We start from the raw sequence: 24,526 nt of genomic DNA, 5'->3' as shown, positions 1-24,526 counted from the left end.
ACGTGGCGACCGGGGGTTTCGCGTGTGTTCAGGGGCAGTTGACCCATTCCTCGGCGCCGTCGGTGAAGAGCTGGCGCTTCCAGATGGGCAGGCGGCGCTTGACCTCGTCGACCAGGTCGGCGCAGGCGGCGAAAGCCTCCCTGCGGTGTTCCCCGGCCACGGCGCAGGCCAGCGCGGCGTCGCCGATCTTGAGCTGGCCGATCCGGTGGCTGACCGCGATGGCCCTGATGCCCTGGTGCCGGAGCGCGATCTCCGCGGCGACCTCGGCGATGACCTCGGCCGCGCTGGGGTGGCCGGTGTACTCCAGCTCGGTCACGCCGCGGCCCTCGTCGTGGTCGCGGACCACGCCGGCGAAGGTGACCACCGCGCCCGCGGCCGGATGGGCCACCAGGCGGGCGTGTTCCTCCACGTCAACGGGGTCCTCGGTGACCTCGGCGCGCAGCACCGCGGCCGCCGGGCCCGCCTGCGGGAGCCCGCCGGGGGTGTGATCGCCGCCGCGAAGCTGGCTCACCGCGTGGTCCAGCACGCCCTCAAGCACCCCCAGACCGTCCCGCACACCGCCCGTGGAGCCCGGAAGGTTCACCACGAGGGTCCGACCGGCCACCCCGGCCAGCCCGCGCGAGAGAGCCGCTGTGGGGACCGCGGGCTGCCCGGCGGCCCGGATCGCGTCCGCCAGGCCGGGCACCTCGTAGTCGAGCACCGACCTGGTGGCCTCCGGGGTGCGGTCGGTGGGGCTGATGCCGGTGCCGCCGGTGGTGATCACCACGTCGACCCGTTCGGTGACCGCCTTGCGCAGGGCCTGGCCCACCGGATCGCCGTCGGGCACCACCTCGGCCTCGGGCACCCAGAAGCCGCGCTCGCGCAGCCAGCTCACGATCACCGGGCCGGTGCGGTCGGCGTAGACCCCGCTGCTGGCCCGGTTGGAGGCGGTGATCACCCTGGCGCTGCGCGGGTTCACGGCTGCGGTCTCGTCCATAGTCCCGTCTTCCCACCCTCCTTGCGGTCAACCCGGACGGCGTCGAGCACCGCGGCCGGGTCCACCGCCTTGACCATGTCGTGCAGGGTGAGCCCGGCGACGGCCACCGCGGTGAGCGCCTCCATCTCCACCCCGGTGCGATCGGTGGTGCGCACCGTCGCGGTGATCACCACCTCGGATTCGCCCAGCGCCAGGTCGAGCTTGACGCCGGAGAGCGCGATCGGGTGGCACAGCGGCACCAGGTCCGGGGTGCGCTTGGCGCCCATGATCCCGGCGATCCGCGCGGTCGCCAGCGCGTCGCCCTTGGGCAGCCCGTCCCGGCGCAGCAGCTCGACCACCTCGGCGGTGGTGCGCAGCACGCCGGAGGCCACCGCGGCCCTGCTGGTGATCTCCTTGCCGGAGACGTCCACCATCCGGGCCGCCCCGGCTTCGTCGACGTGGGTCAGCTCACCGCGTTCGCTCACAAGCGAATGCTAGGCCGTTGACCGGTTCAGCCCGCCACGGCCGATCCGGCGGCCTTGCGCACGGCCTCGGCCACCGCGGGCGCGACGGTGGTGTCGAACACGCTGGGCACGATGAAGGAGGCGTTGACCCGCTCCGGCGCGACCACATCGGCGATCGCACCGGCCGCGGCCACCAGCATCTCGTCGGTGATGGTCTTGGCGTTGGCGTCGAGCAGGCCGCGGAAGACGCCGGGGAAGGCCAGCACGTTGTTGATCTGGTTCGGGTAGTCGCTGCGGCCGGTGGCGACCACGGCGGCGTGCTGCTGGGCTTCCAGGGGGTCGATCTCGGGGTCCGGGTTGGCCAGCGCGAACACGATGGCGTCCTTGGCCATCGTGGCCACCTGGTCGGCGCCGAACAGGTTGGGCGCGCTCACCCCGATGAACACATCCGCGCCGACCAGCGCGTCGTGCAGGCTGCCGGTGACCTTGGCCGCGTTGGTGTTGTCGGCCACCCACCGCAGGTTGGGGTCCATGCCCTCGCGGCCGGGGTGCACGATGCCGTCCACGTCCACCGCGATGATGTCGCCCGGCTTCTGCTTGAGCAGCAACCGGATGATGGCCGAACCGGCCGCGCCGACCCCGCAGACCGCGATCTTGGTGTCGGAGATTTCCTTGCCCACCACGCGCAGCGCGTTGCGCAGCGCGGCGAGCACCACGATCGCGGTGCCGTGCTGGTCGTCGTGGAAGACCGGGATGTTCAGCTTCTCGCGCAGCCGGGCCTCGATCTCGAAGCAGCGCGGCGCGGCGATGTCCTCCAGGTTGATGCCGCCGTAGACCGGGGCGATCAGCTCCACCGCGCGGATGATCTCCTCGGTGTCCTGGGTGTCCAGGCAGACCGGCCAGGCGTCCACCCCGGCGAACTTCTTGAACAGCACCGCCTTGCCCTCCATCACCGGCAGCGCGGCCTCCGGGCCGAGGTTGCCCAGGCCCAGCACCGCGGAGCCGTCGGTGACCACGGCGACGGTGTTGCGCTTGATGGTCAGGCGGCGGGCGTCCTCGGGGTTGGCCGCGATGGCCTGGCAGACCCGGGCCACGCCAGGGGTGTAGGCGCGGGAGAGGTCGTCCCGGTTGCGCAGCGGGATCTTGGAGGCGATCTCCAGCTTGCCGCCGAGGTGGATCAGGAAGGTCCGGTCGGAGATCTTGCGGACCTTCACCCCCGGCAGCAGCGCCAGCGCGTCGGTGATGTCGTTGACGTGGTTGGCGCCGATGGCGTTGCAGGTGATGTCGACGATGACCCGGTCGTTGTGCGACTCGACCACGTCGAAGGCGGTGATCACGCCACCCACCCGGCCGACCGCGCTGGCCATGTCGCCAGCCGCGCTCGCCGACGGCGGCGCCTCAAGGCGGACGGTGATCGAGTACCCAGGACCAGGAACCGGCATTGGTGGCCTCCAAGACAACGCTTTCAACCGATGAGCGTAGTCCCGGGTTACTTAAAGTACGCACGCGGCTCGGAAAGGTTGAATTTGTTCCGAGCCGCGTGAACTACGCCACTGTCACTTGTTGATCACCGTGGTCGGGTGGCTGTAGGGCACCGACTCGAACGGGAAGCTCACCTCGCCGAACGGCGACTGCGCGCCCTGGAGGTGGCTGACGAGCTCGCTGACCGCGTGCTCCTTCTCGGAGGGACCCTCGGGCCAGGTGGGCTCGATCCGATCCGCGTGGCGCTCGGCCTTGGACACGTCAATCCTCCTCTGTCGTCGTACGCGCCATAGTGTGCCCGACGATCCGGCGCGGGCAGATACCGTGGAGGGGATGTCCGGTCCTTCACTCGCCGCGTGGCTGCGCGCGCAGGACGAGACGAGGCTCGCGGCCCTGCTGCGCGCCCGCCCCGACCTGGCCACGCCCTCCCCCGGCGACACCAGTGTGCTGGCCACCCGCGCCGGTATCCGCGCCTCGATCGCCAGGGCCTGCGAGGACCTGGACTCCTTCACGCTGACCGTGCTGGAGGCGTTGCTGCTGGCCGGGGCCGACCTCGGGCCGCGGCCGCTGACCGAGGTGTCCGCGCTGCTCAGCAAGGGTGTGCCGGTCCGGGCCTGCAAGGCCGCGGTGGAGCTGTTGCGCTCCCGCGCGCTGGCCTGGGGGCCGGACACCGGGCTGTGCGTGCCGCCCGCGGCCACCGAGGCGGTGACGTTGTTCCCGGCCGGGCTGGGGCGGCCGGACCCGCGGCTGGACGAGGTGGACCTGCCCGCGCTGCTGGACCGGCTGGACGAGGGCGAGCGCAAGCTGCTGGAGACCCTGGCCAGTGGTCAGCCGACCGGGCGGACCAAGGACGCCGGGGTGGTGGTGCCGCTGGAGCGGGCGCGCAACCCGGTGCAGAAGCTGCTGGCCCGCGGTCTGCTGCTGCGCCGGGACGCCGAGACCGTGGAGCTGCCAAGGCAGGTCGGGCTTGCACTGCGCGGAGACCGGGCCTTCCGCGCCGTCGAGGTGACCGAACCGCGGCTGGACACCGGCGCGTACCCGCTGTCCACGGTGGACGCGACCGCGGCCGGGGCGGCCATGGAGCTGGGCCGTCAGGTCGAGGCGCTGATCGGGTTCTGGAGCGAGGAGCCGCCGCCGGTGCTGCGCTCCGGCGGGCTGGGCGTGCGCGAGCTGCGCAGGCTGGCCAAGGAGATCGAGGTCGAGGAGCGCCGGGCCGGGCTGCTGGCCGAACTGGTGGTCGGCGCCGGACTGGTCGGCGACAGCGAGGGCAACGAGCCGGAGTGGGTGCCCACCACGCTGGCCGACACCTGGCTGGTCGGCGCCCCCGAGCAGCGCTGGGCCACGCTGGCCCAGGCCTGGCTGGACCTGCCGAGGCTGCCTGGTCTCTACGGCCGCCGGGACGAAAAGGACCGGCCGCTGGGCGTGCTCAGTGAGGAGCTGCGCCGCCCGGTCGCGCCGCGGGAACGGCGGCGGGTGCTGGACCTGCTGGCCGACCTGCCGCCGGGCGCCACCGTCAAGGACGTCCGGCAGCTGGCCGCGGTGCTGGCCTGGCGGGCGCCCCGGCGCGGCGGCAGGCTGCGCGACGACCTGGTCGAGTGGACCGTCACCGAGGGCACCGCGCTGGGCGTGATCGCACTGGACGCGCTGGCCGGACCGGGCCGCACGCTGCTGACCGAGGGCCCCATCGCGGCCGCCAAGGCGATGGCCGAGGCGCTGCCCGCGCCGGTGGACCACGTGCTGGTGCAGGCCGACCTGACCGTGGTCGCGCCCGGCCCACTGGAGGCCGACCTGGCCGCGGACATCGCGCTGGTCGCCGATGTGGAGTCGGCGGGCGGGGCCACGGTGTACCGGGTCACCGAGGCCACCGCGCGGCGCGCGCTGGACGCCGGGCGCACCGCGGCCGACCTGCACGAGTTGTTCCGCAGTCGCTCGCGCACCCCGGTGCCGCAGTCGCTGACCTACCTGATCGACGACGTGGCCCGGCGGCACGGACGGCTGCGCGGCGGCGCGGCCGGGTCCTTCCTGCGCTGCGACGACCCGGTGCTGGTGGCCGAGGTGCTGGCCAGCGCGGCGGCCGAACGGCTGGACCTGCGCCGGATCGCGCCGACGGTGCTGATCAGCCCGATGAGCCTGGCCGAGGTGCTGGACGGGCTGCGCGCCGCCGGGTTCGCCCCGGCCGCGGAGGGCCCGGACGGACAGGTGCTCGACCTGCGCCCGGCCGGCCGCCGGATCACCGCCCGGACCAGGCACAACCGCCGTCCGATGCTGCCCGGCGGGCCGAGCGAGGACCAGCTGCTGGCGGTCATCGCGCAGATGAAAGCGGGGGACGCCGCGGCCGCCACACCGCGGGGTGCCACAATCTCCCCGACGGACAGCGCGACCACCCTGGCCCTGCTGCGTGCGGCCGCCGAGGCGGGTCGCAGCGTCTGGCTCGGTTTTGTGGACAACCACGGGGTGGCCAGCCAGCGGGTGGTGAACCCGGTGAGCGTGGCTGGCGGCATGCTCGAGGGCTTCGATCAGGCCCATGGCGCGCTGCGCCGTTTTCCGGTGCACCGGATCACCTCGGTGGCCGTGGTCGAGGACGTCTGATCTCGCTGCGCGTCTCACCCACCCCTCCGGCGGTCGCCGATCATGGTGGCCGATCCAAGATCGAATACGGAACGACGTTGAACTGAATCGTTCCCCCCTGCGAATACGTGCCCAGCGCAGGCACAACGGTCCTCTGTGGACGATCCACTCGACGGGGCGCGCGGACCACCCGTTGTAGTGGCCTTTTCCGGCCTAGCGTTCTCGCAGCGGAGGTTGCCACCTGCACCGGCCACCTCCGACCCGGCGGTCTTTCGGACCGTTTCACGAACGACTGCGGAGGAGGAATGGCATGACCATTTCCCGACTGGCCCTGCGCTCGGCTGCGGGCTTCACGGCGGTATCACTCGGCCTGCTCGCCTGTGCCGGGCTCGCCAGCGCTGGGGACAAGCCCCAGGCCGGCATCCGGCCCAACGTTGGGATCTCGATCACCGGCCTGAGCCTGGGCGCGAGCGTCGGCAGCATCAACGTGGGCGTCAACGGCGATGTGAACGTCAGCCTCAACGGCAGCGTCGGCCTGGACGTCAGTGACGGCATTGGCCTCACCGCCACGGTGGACGCCGACGCGGGTGTCGGACTGGGCATCAACGCCCTGGACGGCGCGGTGGACGCCGATGTGAACGTCAGCGCCGACATCGGGGCCAACGCCGATGTCAGCCTGGGTGACGGGATCCGCAAGGCGGCCACGGCCAAGATCACCGGCAGGCAGGCGACGGTCAAGGCCAAGCCAAGGGACGCCGGTCCGCAGGTGGCGGTCAACCCGACCGCGAGCGCGGGCATCACCGGCCTGAGCCTGGGCGCGGGCGCCGGCAGCGTCAACGCGGTGGTGGTCGGCAACGCCAGCATCGGCCTGAACTGCGCCGCGGGCGCCGGGGTCAACGGCGGCGTCACGGTCAACGCCAGCTGCGACGGCAACGTGGGCGCCGGGCTCGGCCTCACGGTCGGCGGCAACGGGGAGGGCCGCAAGTCCAAGTCGGAGGGCATCCGCGCCGCGGCCAAGGCGAAGATCGCCGAACGAGCCGCACGCTAGTCACGCGGTAGCCCGAAGTGCCCCGGCTGCGCCAGCCGGGGCCTTCGTGCTGTCCGGGCCTGATCAGCCCGCGCGAACCGCCATCCACTGCCGCATGGCGTGCTCCACCAGGTGGATCAGCGCCTGCTTGGTGGACTCCCGGCTCCGGGCGTCACAGGTGATGATCGGCACGCCCTCCTCGATAGTGAGGGCCTCACGCACGTCCTCGACACGGTGATGCAACGTCCCGTCGAAGCAGTTGATCGCCACGACATAGGGCAACTGCCGGTCGTCGAAGAAATCGATCGAGGCGAAAGCATCAGCCAGCCTGCGGGTATCCACCAGCACCACCGCGCCAATGGCGCCGCGGACCAGGTCGTCCCACATGAACCAGAACCGGTGCTGACCGGGAGTGCCGAACAAGTAGAGGATGAGGTCGCTGTCCAGTGAGACACGACCGAAGTCCATCGCCACCGTGGTGGTGACCTTGTTGGGCGTGGCGCTGAGGTCATCGACCCCGACACTGGCCTCGGTCATCACCGCTTCGGTGGTCAGCGGCACGATCTCGGACACCGCGCCGACGAATGTCGTCTTCCCGACGCCGAACCCGCCGGCCACCACGATCTTGGCCGAGGTGGTGGCCCGCCGAGTGTCCGGCGTATTGCGGGGATTAGCCGAGAACGACGCCGAGGAAGATAGGGTAGAATCTGAGTAAGCCAATGGTAGACATCGACGCTGGGAGGAATGCGGTGAGCCTGAACATCAAGAACCCCGAGGCGGAACGGCTGGCCACCGAGATCGGCGCGTTCACCGGCGAAAACAAGACAGCCGCGATCATCGTCGCACTGCGCGAGCGGCTGGAACGCCTGCTGGACCATCACCAGCAGACCGAGGACGCCACCATGGCCAATGATCTGCTCGCCCTCGCCGCGAGGATCAGCACCAGACTCGCGGGGCCCCCGCTGTCCACCGACGCGCTCTACGATTCCGAGACCGGACTCCCCGCATGATCATTGACACCAGCGCGATCGTCGCCATCCTCAACAGCGAGCCGGATGCCCCCTCGTTCGCGAAGGCCATCCAGAGCGCCGCCGAGCGCCGTATCTCGGCCGCGACCTACGTCGAACTGGCGGCTGTGGTTGAACGCACCCGTGACCCAGTTACCTCGCGCCTGCTTGACGACCTTCTGGCCAGGATGAGCATCGAGATCATGCCGGTCACCGCCGACCAGGCGCTGATCGCCCGCCGGGCTTACTGGGACTACGGCAAGGGCAGCGGACACCCGGCCGGACTGAACTTCGGCGACTGCTTCTCCTATGCGCTGGCGCGAGAGCATCGGGAACCGCTGCTGTTCAAGGGAAACGACTTCGTGCACACCGATGTGATGGCGGCATTGTGACCAATCGCTAGTCACGCGGTAGCCCGAAGTGCCCCGGCTGCGCCAGCCGGGGCCTTCGTGCTGTCCGGGCCTGATCAGCCCGCGCGAACCGCCATCCACTGCCGCATGGCGTGCTCCACCAGGTGGATCAGCGCCTGCTTGGTGGACTCCCGACTCCGGGCGTCACAGGTGATGATCGGCACGCCCTCCTCGATAGTGAGGGCCTCACGCACGTCCTCGACACGGTGATGCAACGTCCCGTCGAAGCAGTTGATCGCCACGACATAGGGCAACTGCCGGTCGTCGAAGAAATCGATCGAGGCGAAAGCATCAGCCAGCCTGCGGGTATCCACCAGCACCACCGCGCCAATGGCGCCGCGGACCAGGTCGTCCCACATGAACCAGAACCGGTGCTGACCGGGAGTGCCGAACAAGTAGAGGATGAGGTCGCTGTCCAGTGAGACACGACCGAAGTCCATCGCCACCGTGGTGGTGACCTTGTTGGGCGTGGCGCTGAGGTCATCGACCCCGACACTGGCCTCGGTCATCACCGCTTCGGTGGTCAGCGGCACGATCTCGGACACCGCGCCGACGAATGTCGTCTTCCCGACGCCGAACCCGCCGGCCACCACGATCTTGGCCGAGGTGGTGGCCCGCCGAGTGTCCGGCGTATTGCGGGGATTAGAGCCTGCGGAGGCCACTGAGCACCCTTTCCAGGAACGCAAGCGACGGCCGGTCCCCCATTACCAAGCCGCCCTGGTGAATCGTGACAAGCCCGAGCCCCGCCATGTCGCCGATGAGCACCCGCACGACGCCAAGGGGCAGGCGGAGGTGCGCGGCCACCTCGGCGACCGATCGGGCGTCCAGGCAGAGCCCGCAGATGGAGCGGTGTTCGGGCAGCACCGCGGCATCCCGGCCGTGGTCACTGGTGGACACCAGCGCCTCGATGGCCAGGTCGTAGTCGGGGCGGGTACGCCCGCCGGTCCGGGTGTAGGGGCGCACCAGCGAACCGGTCTCGGTGAAGGGGTCCGGCTCGGCCGAGGCGGCCCCCGGCGCGGCCTGCTGGGGGATGGGGGAGTCCTCGACCATCCCGCCGCCGAACAGATCCGCGCCAGGGCCGCCGAAGAGGCCCGAACCCATCCCGTCCAGCCCGCCGCGCGGCGACAGCGTGTCCGGGTGCTCGCCCCGAAGCTCGCCGTCGTCGTCCGGCTCGTTGTATCCGAAGCCGCCCAGCGCCCACTCCTTGTAGTCGAACCGGTCGCCAGTGAAGCCTGAACCTGTGGTCATCGCTGTGTCACCCCCATCGCTTCATTATCTGCGCACCACGCCGTGGAGCTGGGCGCGCAGTTCGGGGGTGAGTTGCTGGCCGACCCGCTCCACGAGCAAGGTCATCTCGTACGCCACCAGGCCGATGTCGCAGTTCGGCGCGGCGAGCACGGAGAGGCAGGACCCGTCGCTGATCGACATCAGGAACAGGTAACCCCGCTCCATCTCGACCACCGTCTGGGCCACCTCACCGGCCTCGAAGCACCTCGCGGCCCCCGCGGTCAGGCTGATCAGGCCGGAGGAGACCGCGGAGAGCTGTTCCGCCCGGTCTCTGGGCAGGCCCTCCGATCCGGCGAGCATCAGACCGTCGGCGGAGACCACGACCGCGTGGGCGACACCGGGCACCCGGCGCACGAAGTCAGTGATCAACCAACCGAAGCTGCCTGGCTGTTGGACTGACTCGGTCACGCGGACTCCTCCTCAAGGGCCGTCACGGCTGGCTCGTTCACGGCTGCTCCTCGTTCCTCGCCTGCCCGTTGGAGCGGGTCTCGTCATCGTTCGGTGCCGACTCGTTGGTCAGGACGTCGATCCTGCTGTGTCGTCCCCGGCGGATTCCCTGCTGGAAACTTGACATCCTCCCACGAACATTGTCCGCGGAGCGACCGGACGCCGGCGCCTTCGACGGCAACTGCTGACGAGGCGCCGCCGAACCCGGGACCAGGTGGGCCTTGGGCACCCGCTTGGGCAGGCCGGCCGTGGTCTGCGCGGACAGCGAGTTGGCGCTGCTCAGCACCGCCTGCGCGGCCTGCCAGCCGTCATCGCCTGGCGAGTGCCAGTCGGTGGCGGGCCGGTGCGCGGTCACCGTCTCATCCTGGAGGCGGGCGGCCGGACGTTCAACCGCCGGGCGTCGCTGCGGAGCAGGCGCCTGCTCCGGCTCTGCTGTCCCACTCCGACCGGCCGCTGCCTCATTGAGGGTGGGCTGCGGCGCCGAGCGCTCCACCGGACGTTCCGGCTCCACCGGTCGCTGCGGCTCGGGCGCCTTGACCTGCTCGGTCTTGGGCTCGGGCGCGGGCAGCCGGACCTGCTCGGTCTTCGGCTCGGGCAGGCGGACCTGCTCGGTCCTGGGCTCCGGCCGGGATTCCGGGGCGGGCGTGCCGGACTGCTTCTTCACCGGCGGGACCGGGCCGAGGCCCAGGTCACCGCGGTCAGAGCCGAGGTAGGGGGCTGCCCCGCCGACCGGCTCGCTGTCCACCGCCTGGAACCACTGCGAGAGCACCGCTTCGTAGATCGGCAGCCGTTCGGTGGGCGCGTCCAGGTCGTACTCGACGCCCTTGGGCCGCTCCCCCGTCCCGTTCAGCGCGCCGTAGGCAGGCGGCGTGATCGAGGCCCTGGGCACGATCGGGTTGCTGTACCCGGCCTGGGTCCGCTCGGCGAGCGGGTCCGGCTCGGGCTCCGGAGCAGGCTCCGGGTCGGGCTGCGGCTCGGGCGGGACCACCGGCTGGAAGATGTCCCTCGGCGCGGACAGCTCCGGCGGGGCCGCCGGATCCTGCTCGCCCCGGCTGGTGAACACCTGCACGGACAGGTCCGTGTGCTCGGCGGGCTCGGCCGCCACCGGTGCGCTGATCTCGGCGGGCAGCTCCGGCTCGGCCACCGGCGGAATCGGCGGCAACGAGGGCTGGCTCTGCTCCACCGGGTCATTGGCCGCGGTGAACAGCGAACGGTGCTCGCCGGTGTTGATCACCGACGCGGCGGTCTGCTGGTAGGGCGAGAGCACCGGCGGCTGCGAACCCGTGTGCGACTGGGTGAACAGCGATCCGGCCGAGGTGCGGCTCGCGGCGGGCGAGCTGAGCGGCTGGATCAGTTCGGCCGGGACCACCACGAGCGCGGTGGTGCCGCCCTCGATGTCCTCGTTGTTGCGCAGGCGGACCCGGATGTCGTGCCGCTGGGCCAGCCGGCCGACCACGAACAGGCCCATCCGGCGGGAGACCGCGACGTCGACCTCGGGCGGCTCGGCGAGCCGCTGGTTGTAGTCGTTGATCTCCTGCTCGGGCATGCCCACACCGCGGTCGCTGATCTCGATCGCCAGCTCGCCCTTGCGGGTCCGCGCGGTGCGCACGGTGACCTTGGTGTTCGGGTCGGAGAACGCGGTGGCGTTGTCCAGCAGCTCGGCCACCAGGTGCACCACGTCGTTGACCGCGCGGCCCATCACCGCCAGGTCGGGGACCGCGGTGACCTGCACCCTGGCGTACTGCTCGACCTCGGACACGGCCGCGCCGACCACCTCGGCCACCGGCACCGGGCGGGTGAGCCGCCTGGTGAGGTCGGTGCCCGCGAGGACCAGCAGGTTCTCGCTGTTGCGGCGCATTCGAGTGGCCAGGTGGTCCAGCTCGAACAGGCTGGAGAGCTGGTCCGGGTCCTGCTCGTCCTGCTCCAGCCGGTCGATCAGGCTGAGCTGGCGTTCCACCAGGGCCTGGGAGCGGCGGGAGAGGTTGACGAACATCGCGTTCACGTTGTCCCGCAGCAGGGCCTGTTCGGCCGCCAGCCGGACCGCCTCGCCGTGGACCGCGTCGAAGGACCGGGCGACCTGCCCGACCTCCTCGCGGGTGTGCACCGGCACCGGTTCGATGGCGGTCTTGGCCGCCTCGGCCGGGTCCGGCGCGGCCAGGATCCGCTCGACCGCCTCGGGCAGCTTGCGGTCGGCCACCTCCAGCGCCGTGCGGCGCAGGATGCGCAGCGGGCGCAGCAGCGAGTAGGCCACCAGCATCGCCAGGAACACCGCCAGCGCGAGCGCGGCGAGCACCAGGATGGACCGGGTGGTCGCCGAGGCGCGCACCTCCGCCGCCGCGGCCGCGGTGTCCGCCTTGAACTGCTCGATGAGCGAGTTCTGCACCCGCTGGTTCAGGTTGATGGTCAGCGTCGCTGCCATGTCCCAGTTGTCGGTCTGCAGGTTGGCGAAGGCCGAGGCGGGCGGGGTCTGCGCCGAAGCCGCGACCTGGAGCACCGCCTCCTGCAGGTTGTTGGCCACGTCGACGATCAGACCGGTGACGGTGTCGTCGTACTGCCTGCGCTGCTCGGGCGTGGCCGACTTGCGGAAGTCGTTGCGCGCGGCCTCCAGTTCGGCGTCCGCGGCCAGGATCTGCCTGGTCTGGTTCTGCTCGAACTTCTTCTGCTGGAGGATGTCCAGCAGGATCGCGCGCTTGCGGGAGACCTGCTCCTTGGCCCGGCCGAGGGCGACCGCGGCCAGCTGCAGCCGGATCAGTTCCGGCTGGTCGGCCTGGGTGCCCGCGATCTCACCCAGGTCGAGCAGGGCCTGGATGGACTCGGTGTAGTTACGCAGGATCTCGGTCTCGGGGTACGCGGTGAGCCCGGCCACCTGACGGAGCCGGTTGAGCCGCTCAAGCTGCTGTACGACGGTGATGTAGGAGCGCCGGGTGGTCTCATCCAGTGAGGGCCCGACCTCGTTGAGCTGGTTGCGCAGCACCTCGGTGGCGTCGATGACGCGCTTGCGCTGGCGATCCAGCACCGGGGACTGGTCGTTCCGCTCGTCGTTGGACGAGGCCACGAACCGGACCGTGAGGTCCCGCTCGCGCTGCATCTGGTGCACCAGTGTGGACACACTGCCCTGCAACTGAGCCTGTGTCGCCAACCTGGCCAGCCGGCCGGCCTGGTCGATCTCGTTGATCACCTGGACGCCACCCAGCACGAGGGCGACCACCGTCGGGATGAGGAGGACAGCGAGCAGCTTGCTCCGCAGTCGCCAGTTGCGCAGGCGCCAGCGGGCCGTGCCCGCCTCCTGGACCGACCTGGACTGCAACGGTTTGCCCGTGCTCACCGGTGTGGAGTCCGGTGTCGCGGTTCCCCGCTCCTGCGTGGCCCCATTACTCTTCGAAGCCGCCTCATCACCCTTTTCGGGGGTCTCCGAGCGCGGGGCTTCCCCCGCGCCACGCTGGCTGGGACCTTTCTCTCGACGGGCCACCCTGGGCTTCCTCTTCCAGCAGCAGTGTCCCGGTCCCTCCCCGGACCGAGGTTGGACTCGCGAATCGGGCCGAATTGCAGCACAGCTCTTACTCGGGACGCCAGGGGGGTTGGCGCCGAGCACACGCGTGGCAGAGCTGAACCACCAGCGGCTAGGCCGGAGAGCCTAGTGGGAATCCCCCACAGCGCGAAAGGGCAAGATTGCGGAACGTGTCCAAAGCTCTATCTGAAGTCCTTCTTGTGGGTGGCGCTTACCTCGATAGCATCGTCTTCCGGCACACTGCGACACTGCGCACAGACAGAGCGTGCGTCGCGGTGTAGGTCAGCCGTGGTGGTATGCGGCACGAAGGCAGGACGGCGAGAGGCTCTCCCGATGGCGAACAAGACGCTGCGACGTGGCGTGGCAGTGGCGCTGAGCACGGCGATGGTGGCGGTCACGGCGAGCTGCTCGCTGTTCGGGGGCGACAGCGCCGGGACCAAGCCGGTGCTGGAGAAGACCAACCTGCGGGTGGGCATCCTGCCGCTGGTGGATGTGGCGCCGCTGTACATGGCCAAGGAGGACGGCAAGTTCGCCGCCGCCGGCCTCAACATCGACGCGATCCCGCAGGACAACGAGAAGCAGGCGATGGAATCCCTGCGCAACGGGACCATCGACATCGCCTTCGCCAGCCATGTGACCTTCTTCAAGGCCGCCTCGGAGGGCACCGACCTGCAGTTGCAGGGCGAGGCGTACCAGGCAGGCACCAACACCATGGCGCTGGTCACGCTGAAGAACTCCAACTTCGTCGCGCTCAACCGCGGCGTGAGCAAGCCGACCATCGGGGTGGACGCGCTGGACAGCATCGGCGCGCTGACCACCAAGAGCGTGATGAACGCGGCGGGCGCGCCCAACTTCAACCTCAAGCCGATGGACTTCAGCAAGATGGAGTCCGAACTGGTCGCGAGCAAGATCGACGCCGCCTGGATGGTCGAGCCGCACATCACCCGGATCCAGAAGACCATCGGCGCGGTCGTGCTCAGCGACACCGCCCGCGGCGGCACCCTGGACTTCCCGATGTCGGGCTACGCCGCGATTCGCAAGTCCGCCGAGGAGAGCCCCAAGACCTACGCCGCCTTCCGCAAGGTGCTCGCCGACGCCCAGCTGCTCGGCACCAACCACCTGAAGGTGCAGGAGGTGCTGGTCAAGTACGCCGAGCTGGACAACCTGACCGCGGCCCTGGTGGCGGTGGGCACCTACCCGGTGTCGATCAACCCGGTCCGGTTGCAGCGGGTCGCGGACATGATGGAGAGCACCCGGATGCTCAACACCCGGCTCGACGTGCTCCAGCTGCTGCCGCCCTCCAACCCGGTCAACTGAGCGACCTGGTCAGCTGACCGGCGCAGCCGAGCGGGCGCGGGCCGCCCGCAGGCCGCGCAGCACCAGCGGGACCAGCAGGCTCAGCACCGCCAGCCCGAGCACGATCTTGGCGAACGGGCTGGCCACCAGCGCCCCCGGATCACCCTGGCTGACCTGCAGCGCCTTGCGCAGGTTCTCCTCGGCGATCGGGCCGAGCACCAGGCCGAGGATGGCGGGCAGCACCGGCCAGCCGTAGCGGCGCATGGCCAGTCCGGCCACGCCCAGGGCCAGCAGCACGAGCAGACCCGAGTACTGCTGGCTGCCCGCATACGCCCCGAGCGAGGCGCAGACCAAGATGCCCGCATAAAGATATGGACGCGGAATCCGCAGAATTTTCACCCAGATGCCAACAAGCGGCAGATTTAAGACCAGCAACATCACATTGCCCAGATACAGCGAGGCGATCAGCGTCCAGACCAGCAGCGGCTGGGTCTGGAACAGCAGCGGACCGGGTTCGATGCTGTAGCTGCCGAAGGCGGCCAGCATCACCGCCGCCGTGGCCGAGGTGGGCAGCCCCAGGGTGAGCAGCGGCACCAGCATGCCCGCGGCGCCCGCGTTGTTCGCCGCCTCCGGCCCGGCCACCCCCTCGATCGCGCCCTTGCCGAACTCCTCCGGGTGCTTGGTCAGCTTCTTCTCCACCGCGTAGGAGAGGAAGGTGGAGATCACCGGGCCGCCCGCGGGCACCGCGCCGAGCGGGAAGCCCAGTGCCGCCCCGCGCAGCCAGGGCTTCCAGGAGCGCTTGAGGTCCTCCTTGGGCAGCCACCAGACCCGGTTGACCGGAATCACCTCCGGGGCGCCGTGGCGCAGCCTGGAGGCGGTGTAGAGGGCCTCGCCGACCGCGAACAGGCCCACCGCGGCGATCACCAGGTCGACCCCGTTGGCCAGCTCGCCCACGCCCATGGTGAAGCGCTCCTGGCTGGACATCGGGTCCAGGCCCACCAGCCCGAGGGCCAGGCCGAGGGCCAGTGCGGCGAACCCGCGGACCGCGCTGCCGCCGAGCATGGTGGCCACCGTGCAGAAGGCGAGCATGGTCAGCGCGAAGTAGTCCGCGGAGGTCAGGTGCACCGCCCAGTCGGCGACCTGCGGGGCGAGCAGGGCCAGCAGCACGGTGCCGATGGTGCCCGCCACGAACGAACCGAGGGCGGCGGTGGCCAGCGCCTGTGCCCCCCGGCCCGCCCTGGCCATCTTGTTGCCCTCCAGCGCGGTGATCACCGAGGCCGATTCACCGGGGGTGTTGAGCAGGATGGACGTGGTGGACCCGCCGTACATCCCGCCGTAGAGCACCCCGGCGAACAAGATCAGCGCGGCCGCGGCAGGCACCGAGTAGGTGATCGGCAGCAGCAGGGCGACGGTCATCGCGGGGCCGATCCCCGGCAACACCCCGACCAGGGTGCCCAGCAGCACCCCGAGCAGGGCGAAGAGCAGGTTCTCCGGGGTGACCGCGGCGGCGAACCCCTGCATGACGTAGTCGAACGTGCTCAATGCCCTGCCTCTGCCTCAAGGAGTGCTGGTCAGACCAGCCCGATTTCGGTGAGCACCTTCTTCGCGGCGGCGCTCTCCGCCTCGATGTAGGTGTCGAACTCGGGACCGGCCAGGAAAGCGTCTTCCCAGTCCTTGTCCCGCAACATCTGCTGCCAGCCCGCGCTGTCCTTGAGCCGGGTCAGCATGGCGACCAGTTCCTGCCGGGAGCCGTCGGCGAGGTCCGGGGTGCCCACGATCCCGCGCCAGTTGACGTAGGCGATCGGCACCCCCTGCTCCTTCAACGTTTTCACGTCAGGCAGCAGCTTGGACCGCCGTTCACCGGAGACCGCGAGCGCGCGCAGGTTCCCGGCCTTCACCTGTTCGGCGTACTCGGAGACGCCGGAGATGCCCGCTTTCGCCTCGCCGGAGAGCAGCTTGGCCACCGACTCGCCACCGCCGCCCTGGTTCGGCAGGAAGTTGACCATCTTGGGGTCGATGCCGACCTCGTCCGCGATCAGCCCGGCCAGGATGTGGTCCACGTCGGCCACCACACCGCCGGTGACCACGGTGCCCTTGCTGTCCTGCTTCCAGCCGGTCAGGAACTCCTGCAGGTTGGTGTACGGGGACTTGGCCGGCACCACCAGCGCCATGCTCTCGCTGGTGAGCCGGGCCAGCGGGGTGGTCTGCTTGAGCGTCTTGGCCGACTTCGAGTTGATCACGCTGGCGACCATGACCTTGCCCATCACCATGAGCACCTTGTCGTTGCGCTCGCCGGTGAGCTGGTTCAGCCCGGTGATGCCGTTGGCCCCGGCCACGTTGAACACCTCGGTGCCGGTGGCCAGGTTGTCCCGTTGCAGCACGTTGCGCACGGCCTCGGCGGTCTGGTGCCAGCCACCGCCCGCCTTGGCGGGCACCATCAGGCGCAGCTTCTCCACCGGCGCTCCTGGCCCGGCGGCGCCTGCGCCACCACAGCCCGCGATGAGTCCAGCGGCGAGCAGTACCGCACTCGCGGCCATCATTCCTCGTTGAACACGCATGGCGAGCAACCAACCACAAACAGCGATAGCGTGATAGGACGTTGGAAAAGAACCAACTTTCAATATCTCGATGGGGATTCAGCCGGACTCGACCGGTTCCTGAGCGCCGCCCTGGCCCGCAGCACCAGCGGCAGACCGACCGCGAGCACTGCCGCGCCGAGCACCACGATGGAGAACGGGGTGTGCACCAGCGCACCGAGGTCACCCTGGCTGATCTGCAACGCCTTGCGCAGGTTGGTCTCGGCCACCGGGCCCAGGATCAGCCCGAGCACCGCCGGCGCGACCGGCCAGCCGTAGCGCCGCATGACAAAACCGAGCAGGCCGATCCCGGCGAGCACGATCAGGCCCTGCCAGGCGCTGCTGGCCGCGTAGGCGCCCAGCGAGGCGCACAGCAGGATGCCCGCGTACAGGTAGGGCCGCGGAACTCGCAAGATCTTCACCCACAGCCCGGCCAGCGGCAGGTTGAGCACCAGCAGCATCACGTTGCCCACGTACAGCGAGGCGATCAGCGTCCACACCAGCACCGGCTCGGTCTCGAACAGCAGCGGGCCGGGCTGGATGTTGTAGCTGGTGAAGGCGGCCAGCATGATCGCCGCGGTGGCCGAGGTGGGCAGGCCGAGGGTGAGCAACGGGACCAGCACCCCGGCCGCGGCCGCGTTGTTGGCCGCCTCCGGTCCGGCCACGCCCTCGATCGCGCCCTTGCCGAACTCCTCCGGCTTCTTGGCCAGCTTCTTCTCCACCGCGTAGGAGAGGAAGGTGGTGACATCGGCGCCGCCCGCCGGGACCGCGCCGATCGGGAAGCCGATCGCGGTGCCGCGCAGCCAGGGCCACCAGGACCGCTTGAAGTCCTCCTTGGGCAGCCACCACACCTTGTTCACCGGGATCACCTCGGGCACCCCGTGCCGCATCCGGGAGGCCACGTAGAGCGCCTCGCCGACGGCGAAGAGGCCAACCGCGGCGACCACCACCGGCACGCCGCGGCCCAGCTCGTCCACGCCGAAGTCGAACCGGCTCTGCCCGGTCAGCGATTCGGTGCCGATCAGCCCGAGGAACAGGCCCAGCGCCAGCGAGCCGACCCCGCGCAGCGGGGAGGCGCCGAGCATGGCCGAGACGGTGCAGAAGGCCAGCACGGTCAGCGCGAAGTAGTCCGCCGAGGTCAGCTTGATCGCCCACTCGGCGATCTGCGGGGCGAGCAGGGACAGCAGCAGGGTGCCGATGGTGCCCGCGACGAAGGAGCCGATGGCTGCGGTGGCCAGCGCCTGCGCGCCCCGCCCCGCCCTGGCCATCTTGTTGCCCTCCAGCGCGGTGATGATGGAGGCGGACTCGCCGGGGGTGTTGAGCAGGATCGAGGTGGTCGACCCGCCGTACATGCCGCCGTAGTAGATCCCGGCGAACATGATCAGCGCGCCGGCCGGCGGGACCAGGTAGGTGATCGGCAGCAACAGCGCCACCGTCATCGCCGGGCCGATCCCGGGCAGCACCCCGACCAGGGTGCCCAGCAGCACCCCGAGCAGGGCGAAGAGCAGGTTCTCCAGCGCCAGCGCGCTCTCGAACCCCTGGATCAGCGCGCTCACCCGATCAGCCCCTGCAACGGCCCGCCCGGCAGGTAGGCGCCGAGCCCGAAGACGAAGATCGCCCACAGCGCCAGCGCCAGGCCCAGCGCGCTGACCACGATCACCCACCAGCGGCGGGCGCCCAGGATGACCGCGGTGCCTGCGAAGAGCAGCGCGGCGGCCAGCGGCCAGCCGATCGGCTCGATCAGCACCGCGTGCCCGGCGAACAGCCCGACCAGCAGCAACACCGCGCGCTTGTCGCTGCGCTGGCTGAGGTCGATGTCCTCGCCCTCCTCCGGCGGGGCGTGCCGGCCGCGCAGCACCTGCACGGTCAGCAGTACCGCGACGCCGAGCAGCAGCCCGCCGATGAGGTAGGGGAACAGCCGTGGCCCGGCCACCGCGGCGGCCGGCGGCACCATGATCGTCGGGGTCTCGATCAGCACGTACACCCCGAGCCCGCCGAGCAGCGCGGTCAGCAGCAGCTCGCCGCTGACGCGGGCTCGGCCGCCCCGGGATCCGGGACGGCCGAGCGCCGGGCTTTCGTCAGTGCCAGCGGTCACTTCACCGCGCCGATCTCGGCGAGCATCTTCTTGACCCGCGCCTCGTCCTCGTCGATGAACTTCACGAAGTCCGCGCCGGTGGACCAGGCGTCCTCCCAGTCCTTGGCCTTGAGCGTCTGCTTCCACGCCTCGCTGTTGCGCATCTTGGTGACCATGTCCACCAGGGTCTGCTTGGCGCTGTCGGACAGCCCGGGACGGGCGACCACGCCACGCCAGTTGAGGTAGGAGATCGGCACGCCCTGCTCACGCAGCGTCTTGGCGTCCGGCAGCAGGGTGGAGCGCTTGTCCCCGCTGACCGCGATCGCGCGCAGCTTGCCGGACTTGACGTGCTCGGAGAACTCCGAGACACCGGAGATCCCGGCCTTGACCTCGCCGGAGAGCAGCTTGGCCACCGCCTCGCCGCCGCCGGAATTGGCCACGTAGTTCACCTGACCGGGGTCGATGCCGACCTCGTCGGCGACCAGTCCGGCCAGGATCTGGTCCGCGCCGCCCGCCGAGCCACCGGTGATCACGGTGCCCTTGGGGTTCTGCTTCCAGGCGGTCAGGAACTGCTCCAGGTTGATCTCGGCCTGGGTGGACGGGATCACGATGACCAGCGCCTCGCCGGTGAGCTTGGCGATCGGGGTGGTGTCCTTGAGCGTCTTGTCGGACTTGGCGTTGAGGATGCCGCCGACCATGACCTGGCCCATGACCATCAGCAGCTTGTCGTCCTTCTCCCCGGCCAGCTGCTTGAGGCCAGTGACGCCGCCTGCGCCTTCCACGTTGAACACCTGGGCGCCGGTGGCCAGCTTCTCCTTGAGCAGGGTGTCCTGCATGGCCTGCGCGGACTGGTGCCAGCCGCCGCCTGCCTTGGCCGGCGCCATCAGTCGTAGCCCGGTGACCGGCTGATTCGCTCCGCCGCTCGAGCCGCCGGTACATCCGGTGAGCAGGGTGGCGACCACGGTCACGACACCGGCGGCGACTACGCGCCGTCGCGGGATCTGGCGAAGCATCGGGGGTCCTTCCTCCATGGAGGGAAGTTGCATGGTTGGAAGTGCGGTTCAGATACCCAGTGATGTTCTGGCTACGAACGGCGAGCATTCCAGCACACCGGTGCCCTATACCACTACCGCCGAACGCGAGGAAGTATCAGAACTTCTCTGATCCACTTCCCTGCTGGACCAGCCAGAACACACCTGGGCACCGGGGTCACTACCCTGGTAAGGCACACCCGCCCTCCGCCGAGGCCCAGGAGCCCGATACCCCGTGACCGACGGACCCCTCATCGTCCAGTCCGACAAGACCCTGCTGCTCGAGGTCGACCACGAGCTGGCCGACGAGGCACGCATCGCGATCGCGCCCTTCGCCGAGCTGGAGCGCGCCCCCGAGCACGTGCACACCTACCGCGTGACCCCGCTGGCGCTGTGGAACGCGCGCGCGGCCGGGCACGACGCCGAGCAGGTGGTGGACGCGCTGGTCCGCTACTCGCGCTACTCGGTGCCGCAGCCGCTGCTGGTGGACGTGGTGGACACCATGGGCCGCTTTGGCCGGCTGCAGCTGACCAACCACCCCGCGCACGGCCTGGTCATGTCCACGGTGGACCGGGCGGTGCTCGAAGAGGTCATGCGCAACAAGAAGATCGCCCCGATGCTGGGCGACCGGCTGGACCCGGACACCGTGGTGGTGCACCCCAGCGAGCGCGGCCACCTCAAGCAACTGCTGCTCAAGGCGGGCTGGCCGGCCGAGGACCTGGCCGGTTACGTCGACGGCGAGGCGCACCCGATCGCGCTGGCCGAGGACGGCTGGACGCTGCGCGACTACCAGCGGCACGCCGCGCAGGCGTTCTGGGCCGGTGGCTCCGGCGTGATCGTGCTGCCCTGTGGCGCGGGCAAGACGCTGGTCGGCGCGGCCGCGATGGCCGAGGCGCAGGCGACCACACTGATCCTGGTGACCAACACGGTCGCGGGCAGGCAGTGGAAGCGGGAGCTGGTCGCGCGGACCTCGCTGACCGAGGACGAGATCGGCGAGTACTCGGGTGAGCGCAAGGAGATCCGCCCGGTCACCATCGCCACGTACCAGGTGATCACCCGCAAGACCAAGGGCGAGTACCGGCACCTGGAGCTGTTCGACTCCAGGGACTGGGGCCTGATCGTCTACGACGAGGTGCACCTGCTGCCCGCCCCGGTGTTCCGGATGACCGCGGACCTGCAGTCCCGCCGCCGCCTGGGGCTGACCGCGACCCTGGTCCGCGAGGACGGCCGCGAGGGCGATGTGTTCTCGCTGATCGGCCCGAAGCGCTACGACGCGCCGTGGCGGGACATCGAGGCCCAGGGCTGGATCGCGCCGGCGGAGTGCGTGGAGGTCCGGGTCACCATGACCGAGAACGAACGCCTGCAGTACGCCACCGCCGAGCCGGAGGAGCGCTACAAGATGTGCTCCACCGCCCGCACCAAGGCCCCGGTGGTCCGCGCCATCCTGGACCGCCACCCGGACGAACCGACCCTGGTCATCGGCGCCTACCTGGACCAGCTCGACGAACTGGGCGAGGCGCTCAACGCCCCCGTCATCCAGGGCTCCACCCGCAACAAGGAGCGCGAGGCCCTCTTCGACGCCTTCCGCCGCGGCGAAATCCGCACCCTGGTGGTCTCCAAGGTGGCCAACTTCTCCATCGACCTACCGGAAGCGTCGGTCGCGGTGCAGGTCTCGGGCACCTTCGGCTCCCGCCAGGAAGAGGCCCAGCGCCTCGGCAGGTTGTTGCGCCCCAAGGGCGACGGCCGTCAGGCGCACTTCTACTCGGTGGTGGCCAGAGACAGCCTGGACACCGACTACGCCGCCCACCGCCAGCGGTTCCTGGCCGAGCAGGGGTACGCGTACCGGATCGTGGACGCGGACGACCTGCTCGGCCCGGCACTACCGGAGATCAGCTGACCAACGCGGCCGCGGCCTGCTGGCCAAGGCGGACCGCGGTCGCGTTGTTCTGGATCGGCACCGACTTGACCCCGGGGAACACCACGAAGTCGACCACGGCCCCGCTGACTCCCCCGGTGCTCGGATGCGGGTTGATGCCCAGCAACTGCGCCATCCGGTAGGACGCCTCACCGATGATCGCGCTCGGCCCGAGGTCCCCCACCACCCCGTAGACCACCTTGTCCCGGTACACCGCGGCCGCGACCGTGCCGCCGGTGATGCCGGAGTTGCGGTAGTTCCAGGTCGAGCTGGCCAGCGGCAACACGATGAAGGGCAACGTCTCGGCGTTGAGCGGCTTGCCGTCGGACTGGGGGAACGCGGTGGCGTTCTGCCAGTAGGGATCGGTGCTGGGGTTGCACTTGGCGGTGCGCTGCCCGTCGCAGTCGATGTCCAGATCGGCCCGCCAGTGCACGGCGCTGCGGGTGGCGCAGACCGGGACGGTGCGGGCGCCACCGGCGTCGTGGGCGTACTTGCCGTTGGAGACCTGCTTGGTACAGGCGGCCACGGCGGCCTTGAGCTGGGCGGCGGTGGGTGGGGCGGCACTGGCCGCGTGGGCGGGGGCGGCCGGGATGAGGGCGAGCAGGGCGGCTAGGGCGAGCAGGGCTGTGCGCATGATGACCTCCAGCACTGGCAGGGACTGGCAATCACTAACCACTTCAGCGCACAGATGGTTGCTTGTTGACAGCCAGGCACGCAACAGCCCGGCATCAGCTTTGGTGAACCCATAAAAAAACCGGGGGGTCCAGCCTTTCGGCGAGGACCCCCCGTGCGCACTGCCAACTATACCCGCTAACCTCAATTTCGTGCAACCGGCAAACCCTGAATACGCTCAGCACGTCCTTGCTCGCCTCACTGACTTCTGCCAAGTCGACGGCGTGCTGTGGACCAGAAGGCTGTGGGACATCGGTTCGATCTTGGCGCTGGAGGAGTTGTGGGAATCAGCGTCCTGGCAGTCCCGGAGGGTGATCTCCGGAACCGCATTTGATTGGCAGCGCCACCAGCTCGCCTGCCTGATCGGGCCTGATCTCGGCATGGGCGACAAGGACCTGCGCCGGGAGGCGGTCCAGCTACTCGGCTCGGATACCCTGACCGACCCGAGTAAGGGCCATCGGCGGCTCCGGCTGCTGATCGACCGCGCACGCGACGGCTACCTGGACCGATGGGCCGATCGCGTGGCCGACGGCGCCCAGGTGAAGCCCGAGCGGCTGGCCCGCTCGCTCGCCGCGCATCTGCTCGACCTCGGCTACACCGCGCCATTCCTGGCCACCCAGTGGCTGTCCGGGCTACGTTCGAAAAATTCCCAGACAGAGGCGATTATTGCCAGCGCAGCCGGACTTGCACGCATTCCGCCCCGAAATTTTCACGTCCTATTGCCACTCAGCTCGGTGCCTGACCGATCGACTGCGGAAAATTCCTCCGAGTGGTTGAATAATTCAGAGGTTGTCAGCTGGTTGAAGCGCGAAGGACATTCATCGAGCGGGGTCCGGTCGAACGGCGGCTTTCTCTACCAGGTCTCCGCACGCGATCCCTATGGCGCCGCTGACAAGGTGCGACGCCTGTTCGAACGAATTGTCGCCCGATCGCTGTTCTCCAGCCGGGACCGGGGCCGGGTTGCGGCCTTCCCCATGCTCTGGGTCAGCGGCCATCCCGAGCCGCTGCCCCTGCGCGGCCCCGCCCGGCATGCCGACGTGCAGTCGCTCGCGCACCAAGGGCGCCTCTACGACGTCTCGCGGCCCCGTACCCCGATCGACGACGCACTGGAACTGGCCGCGCCGGTGAACCTGGCCGGGGCCTCGGCAGCCACCCTGGCCGGGGCGTGGGCGGCGATCGAGTCCCTGCTCTGCCACCCGGGAGATCCGGTGCCCGCGGGTGAACGCAGCGGCAAGGCCGTCGCGGCGGACCGGCTGGCTTCGATCGTGGCCTGCTCCTGGCCTCGGGTGGAGATGGTCACGCTGATCCGCCGGCACGGCGGCGAGGGCGAGGAAGACGAGCTGACCCGCCGCCGGGACTCCCGCGCCAGCGTCCGCGAGCAGGCGCACTCCCTGCTCGCGGAGATCACCGCCAACGGGGTGGCCAACCTGCGGTTCCACGGACGGACCCGGTACAGCGACCAGGTCGCGGCGCAGCGGTTGGCCGCGTGTGTGGCCGAGCCGAAACGGGTGGTCGGGGAACTGGCCTCGGTGGTACGGATCGCGCTGCGGCGGCTGTACCGGGCCCGCAACATCGTGCTGCACGGCGGGTCGACCACCGGCGTCGCGCTGGACGCCACATTGCGGACGGCCGCGCCGCTGCTGGGCGCCGGTCTGGACCGGATCGCGCATGCCTACTTCGGAGAACCGGTGGGGCCGCTGGACCTGGCTGAGCGAGCGGAACAAAGCATCGCCATGGTTGGTGGGGAAACCGGACTGACCCTGGTTGACCTGCTGCGGGCGCCGGGTACGGCGGCTTAGCCGAGATC

22 protein-coding genes are annotated in these 24,526 nt (G+C 70.1%); 7 read left to right on the top strand and 15 right to left on the bottom strand.

Translation table 11 applies throughout. The annotated features are described in order from the left end of the window. Window positions 1-28: 28 nt before the first annotated feature. The 4 genes from MZC64_RS08780 to MZC64_RS08765 all read right to left on the bottom strand — a co-directional run bounded on the left by MZC64_RS08780 (window position 29) and on the right by MZC64_RS08765 (window position 3,161). Window positions 29-976, bottom strand: coding sequence for a molybdenum cofactor biosynthesis protein MoaE (locus MZC64_RS08780; RefSeq protein WP_247761534.1), 948 nt, complete (start codon window positions 974-976; stop codon window positions 29-31). Next, window positions 955-1,440: a cyclic pyranopterin monophosphate synthase MoaC gene (moaC, locus tag MZC64_RS08775; RefSeq protein WP_308300978.1), complete on the bottom strand. Its 486-nt coding sequence runs from the start codon at window positions 1,438-1,440 to the stop codon at window positions 955-957. The genes MZC64_RS08780 and moaC overlap by 22 nt, the downstream gene beginning before the upstream one ends. A 26-nt stretch (window positions 1,441-1,466) precedes the next feature. Next, window positions 1,467-2,861, bottom strand: coding sequence for an NAD-dependent malic enzyme (locus MZC64_RS08770; RefSeq protein ID WP_247761533.1), 1,395 nt, complete (start codon window positions 2,859-2,861; stop codon window positions 1,467-1,469). 114 nt (window positions 2,862-2,975) lie between these two features. Beyond that, a complete protein-coding gene (locus MZC64_RS08765) occupies window positions 2,976-3,161 on the bottom strand; it encodes a hypothetical protein (protein WP_247761532.1) in 186 nt (61 codons plus the stop codon). A gap of 73 nt (window positions 3,162-3,234) precedes the next feature. Here MZC64_RS08765 and MZC64_RS08760 point away from each other — a divergent pair, with 73 nt between their 5' ends. Together MZC64_RS08760 and MZC64_RS08755 are read left to right on the top strand one after the other, a co-directional pair. Continuing rightward, complete coding sequence (locus tag MZC64_RS08760) at window positions 3,235-5,490, top strand: helicase-associated domain-containing protein (RefSeq protein WP_247761531.1); 2,256 nt, start codon at window positions 3,235-3,237, stop codon at window positions 5,488-5,490. Window positions 5,491-5,779: 289 nt separating this feature from the next. Then, window positions 5,780-6,517: a hypothetical protein gene (locus tag MZC64_RS08755; RefSeq protein WP_247761530.1), complete on the top strand. Its 738-nt coding sequence runs from the start codon at window positions 5,780-5,782 to the stop codon at window positions 6,515-6,517. A 63-nt stretch (window positions 6,518-6,580) separates the two neighbouring features. Here the strand turns inward: MZC64_RS08755 and MZC64_RS08750 are convergent, their stop codons facing one another. Further along, window positions 6,581-7,120, bottom strand: a complete 540-nt coding sequence (locus MZC64_RS08750) for an ATP/GTP-binding protein (RefSeq protein WP_247797697.1) — start codon at window positions 7,118-7,120, stop codon at window positions 6,581-6,583. A gap of 125 nt (window positions 7,121-7,245) precedes the next feature. On the opposite strand from MZC64_RS08750, the gene MZC64_RS08745 reads away from it, so the two are divergent. Together MZC64_RS08745 and MZC64_RS08740 are read left to right on the top strand one after the other, a co-directional pair. Continuing rightward, window positions 7,246-7,506 (top strand): type II toxin-antitoxin system VapB family antitoxin, encoded by a 261-nt coding sequence (locus MZC64_RS08745; RefSeq protein ID WP_247766277.1) that lies wholly within the window; start codon window positions 7,246-7,248, stop codon window positions 7,504-7,506. Next, entirely contained in the window at window positions 7,503-7,895 is a 393-nt protein-coding gene (locus MZC64_RS08740) for a type II toxin-antitoxin system VapC family toxin (protein WP_247766276.1), read from the top strand. The genes MZC64_RS08745 and MZC64_RS08740 overlap by 4 nt, the downstream gene beginning before the upstream one ends. 74 nt (window positions 7,896-7,969) lie before the next feature. Here the strand turns inward: MZC64_RS08740 and MZC64_RS08735 are convergent, their stop codons facing one another. The 4 genes from MZC64_RS08735 to MZC64_RS08720 are packed head-to-tail and all read right to left on the bottom strand — an operon-like array spanning window position 7,970 to window position 12,972. Next, window positions 7,970-8,575 carry an ATP/GTP-binding protein gene (locus MZC64_RS08735; protein WP_247797667.1) on the bottom strand — a complete coding sequence of 202 codons (606 nt, stop codon included), beginning with the start codon at window positions 8,573-8,575 and terminating at the stop codon, window positions 7,970-7,972. Beyond that, window positions 8,556-9,161, bottom strand: a complete 606-nt coding sequence (locus MZC64_RS08730) for a DUF742 domain-containing protein (protein ID WP_246492477.1) — start codon at window positions 9,159-9,161, stop codon at window positions 8,556-8,558. The genes MZC64_RS08735 and MZC64_RS08730 overlap by 20 nt, the downstream gene beginning before the upstream one ends. A 24-nt stretch (window positions 9,162-9,185) precedes the next feature. Beyond that, the gene (locus tag MZC64_RS08725; protein WP_185001434.1) at window positions 9,186-9,608 is read right to left on the bottom strand and encodes a roadblock/LC7 domain-containing protein; all 423 of its coding nucleotides are present in this window, start codon (window positions 9,606-9,608) and stop codon (window positions 9,186-9,188) included. Between the two features lie 37 nt (window positions 9,609-9,645). Further along, window positions 9,646-12,972 carry a nitrate- and nitrite sensing domain-containing protein gene (locus MZC64_RS08720; protein WP_247761529.1) on the bottom strand — a complete coding sequence of 1,109 codons (3,327 nt, stop codon included), beginning with the start codon at window positions 12,970-12,972 and terminating at the stop codon, window positions 9,646-9,648. Between the two features lie 516 nt (window positions 12,973-13,488). On the opposite strand from MZC64_RS08720, the gene MZC64_RS08715 reads away from it, so the two are divergent. Next, on the top strand, window positions 13,489-14,472 hold the full coding sequence (locus MZC64_RS08715; protein ID WP_247761528.1) for an ABC transporter substrate-binding protein: 984 nt from the start codon (window positions 13,489-13,491) through the stop codon (window positions 14,470-14,472). Between the two features lie 9 nt (window positions 14,473-14,481). On the opposite strand, the gene MZC64_RS08710 is transcribed toward MZC64_RS08715, so the two are convergent. The 5 genes from MZC64_RS08710 to MZC64_RS08690 form a co-directional block, all read right to left on the bottom strand. Then, entirely contained in the window at window positions 14,482-15,993 is a 1,512-nt protein-coding gene (locus tag MZC64_RS08710) for a tripartite tricarboxylate transporter permease (RefSeq protein WP_374205663.1), read from the bottom strand. 29 nt (window positions 15,994-16,022) lie between these two features. Further along, window positions 16,023-16,988, bottom strand: a complete 966-nt coding sequence (locus tag MZC64_RS08705) for a tripartite tricarboxylate transporter substrate binding protein (RefSeq protein ID WP_247761527.1) — start codon at window positions 16,986-16,988, stop codon at window positions 16,023-16,025. Between the two features lie 80 nt (window positions 16,989-17,068). Next, window positions 17,069-18,583, bottom strand: a complete 1,515-nt coding sequence (locus MZC64_RS08700; protein WP_247761526.1) for a tripartite tricarboxylate transporter permease — start codon at window positions 18,581-18,583, stop codon at window positions 17,069-17,071. Further along, window positions 18,580-19,122, bottom strand: a complete 543-nt coding sequence (locus MZC64_RS08695; protein ID WP_247761525.1) for a tripartite tricarboxylate transporter TctB family protein — start codon at window positions 19,120-19,122, stop codon at window positions 18,580-18,582. The genes MZC64_RS08700 and MZC64_RS08695 overlap by 4 nt, the downstream gene beginning before the upstream one ends. Continuing rightward, the gene (locus MZC64_RS08690) at window positions 19,119-20,114 is read right to left on the bottom strand and encodes a tripartite tricarboxylate transporter substrate binding protein (protein ID WP_247761524.1); all 996 of its coding nucleotides are present in this window, start codon (window positions 20,112-20,114) and stop codon (window positions 19,119-19,121) included. Before MZC64_RS08690 ends, MZC64_RS08695 begins: the two co-directional genes overlap by 4 nt. Window positions 20,115-20,367: 253 nt before the next feature. On the opposite strand from MZC64_RS08690, the gene MZC64_RS08685 reads away from it, so the two are divergent. Continuing rightward, entirely contained in the window at window positions 20,368-22,029 is a 1,662-nt protein-coding gene (locus MZC64_RS08685; RefSeq protein ID WP_247761523.1) for a DNA repair helicase XPB, read from the top strand. On the opposite strand, the gene MZC64_RS08680 is transcribed toward MZC64_RS08685, so the two are convergent. Beyond that, entirely contained in the window at window positions 22,022-22,681 is a 660-nt protein-coding gene (locus MZC64_RS08680) for a glycoside hydrolase family 75 protein (protein ID WP_282104986.1), read from the bottom strand. The two genes, MZC64_RS08685 and MZC64_RS08680, sit on opposite strands and share 8 nt — an antisense overlap. A 190-nt stretch (window positions 22,682-22,871) precedes the next feature. Between MZC64_RS08680 and MZC64_RS08675 the strand changes: the two genes are divergently transcribed. After that, window positions 22,872-24,518, top strand: a complete 1,647-nt coding sequence (locus MZC64_RS08675) for a hypothetical protein (RefSeq protein ID WP_247761522.1) — start codon at window positions 22,872-22,874, stop codon at window positions 24,516-24,518. Window positions 24,519-24,526 lie beyond the last annotated feature (8 nt).

The sequence above is a fragment of the Crossiella sp. S99.2 genome, assembly GCF_023094165.1.
Taxonomy (GTDB): Bacteria; Actinomycetota; Actinomycetes; order Mycobacteriales; family Pseudonocardiaceae; genus Crossiella.
This window is presented reverse-complemented; position numbering and strand designations above follow the sequence as displayed.

Excerpts from the sequence above, each read along its gene's own strand:
- MZC64_RS08780 (WP_247761534.1), bottom strand. The coding sequence starts at position 976 with ATGGACGAGACCGCAGCCGTGAACCCGCGCAGCGCCAGGGTGATCACC.
- MZC64_RS08770 (WP_247761533.1), bottom strand. The coding sequence starts at position 2,861 with ATGCCGGTTCCTGGTCCTGGGTACTCGATCACCGTCCGCCTTGAGGCG.
- MZC64_RS08760 (WP_247761531.1), top strand. The coding sequence starts at position 3,235 with ATGTCCGGTCCTTCACTCGCCGCGTGGCTGCGCGCGCAGGACGAGACG.
- MZC64_RS08755 (WP_247761530.1), top strand. The coding sequence starts at position 5,780 with ATGACCATTTCCCGACTGGCCCTGCGCTCGGCTGCGGGCTTCACGGCG.
- MZC64_RS08740 (WP_247766276.1), top strand. The coding sequence starts at position 7,503 with ATGATCATTGACACCAGCGCGATCGTCGCCATCCTCAACAGCGAGCCG.
- MZC64_RS08730 (WP_246492477.1), bottom strand. The coding sequence starts at position 9,161 with ATGACCACAGGTTCAGGCTTCACTGGCGACCGGTTCGACTACAAGGAG.
- MZC64_RS08715 (WP_247761528.1), top strand. The coding sequence starts at position 13,489 with ATGGCGAACAAGACGCTGCGACGTGGCGTGGCAGTGGCGCTGAGCACG.
- MZC64_RS08705 (WP_247761527.1), bottom strand. The coding sequence starts at position 16,988 with ATGGCCGCGAGTGCGGTACTGCTCGCCGCTGGACTCATCGCGGGCTGT.
- MZC64_RS08690 (WP_247761524.1), bottom strand. The coding sequence starts at position 20,114 with ATGCTTCGCCAGATCCCGCGACGGCGCGTAGTCGCCGCCGGTGTCGTG.
- MZC64_RS08680 (WP_282104986.1), bottom strand. The coding sequence starts at position 22,681 with ATGCGCACAGCCCTGCTCGCCCTAGCCGCCCTGCTCGCCCTCATCCCG.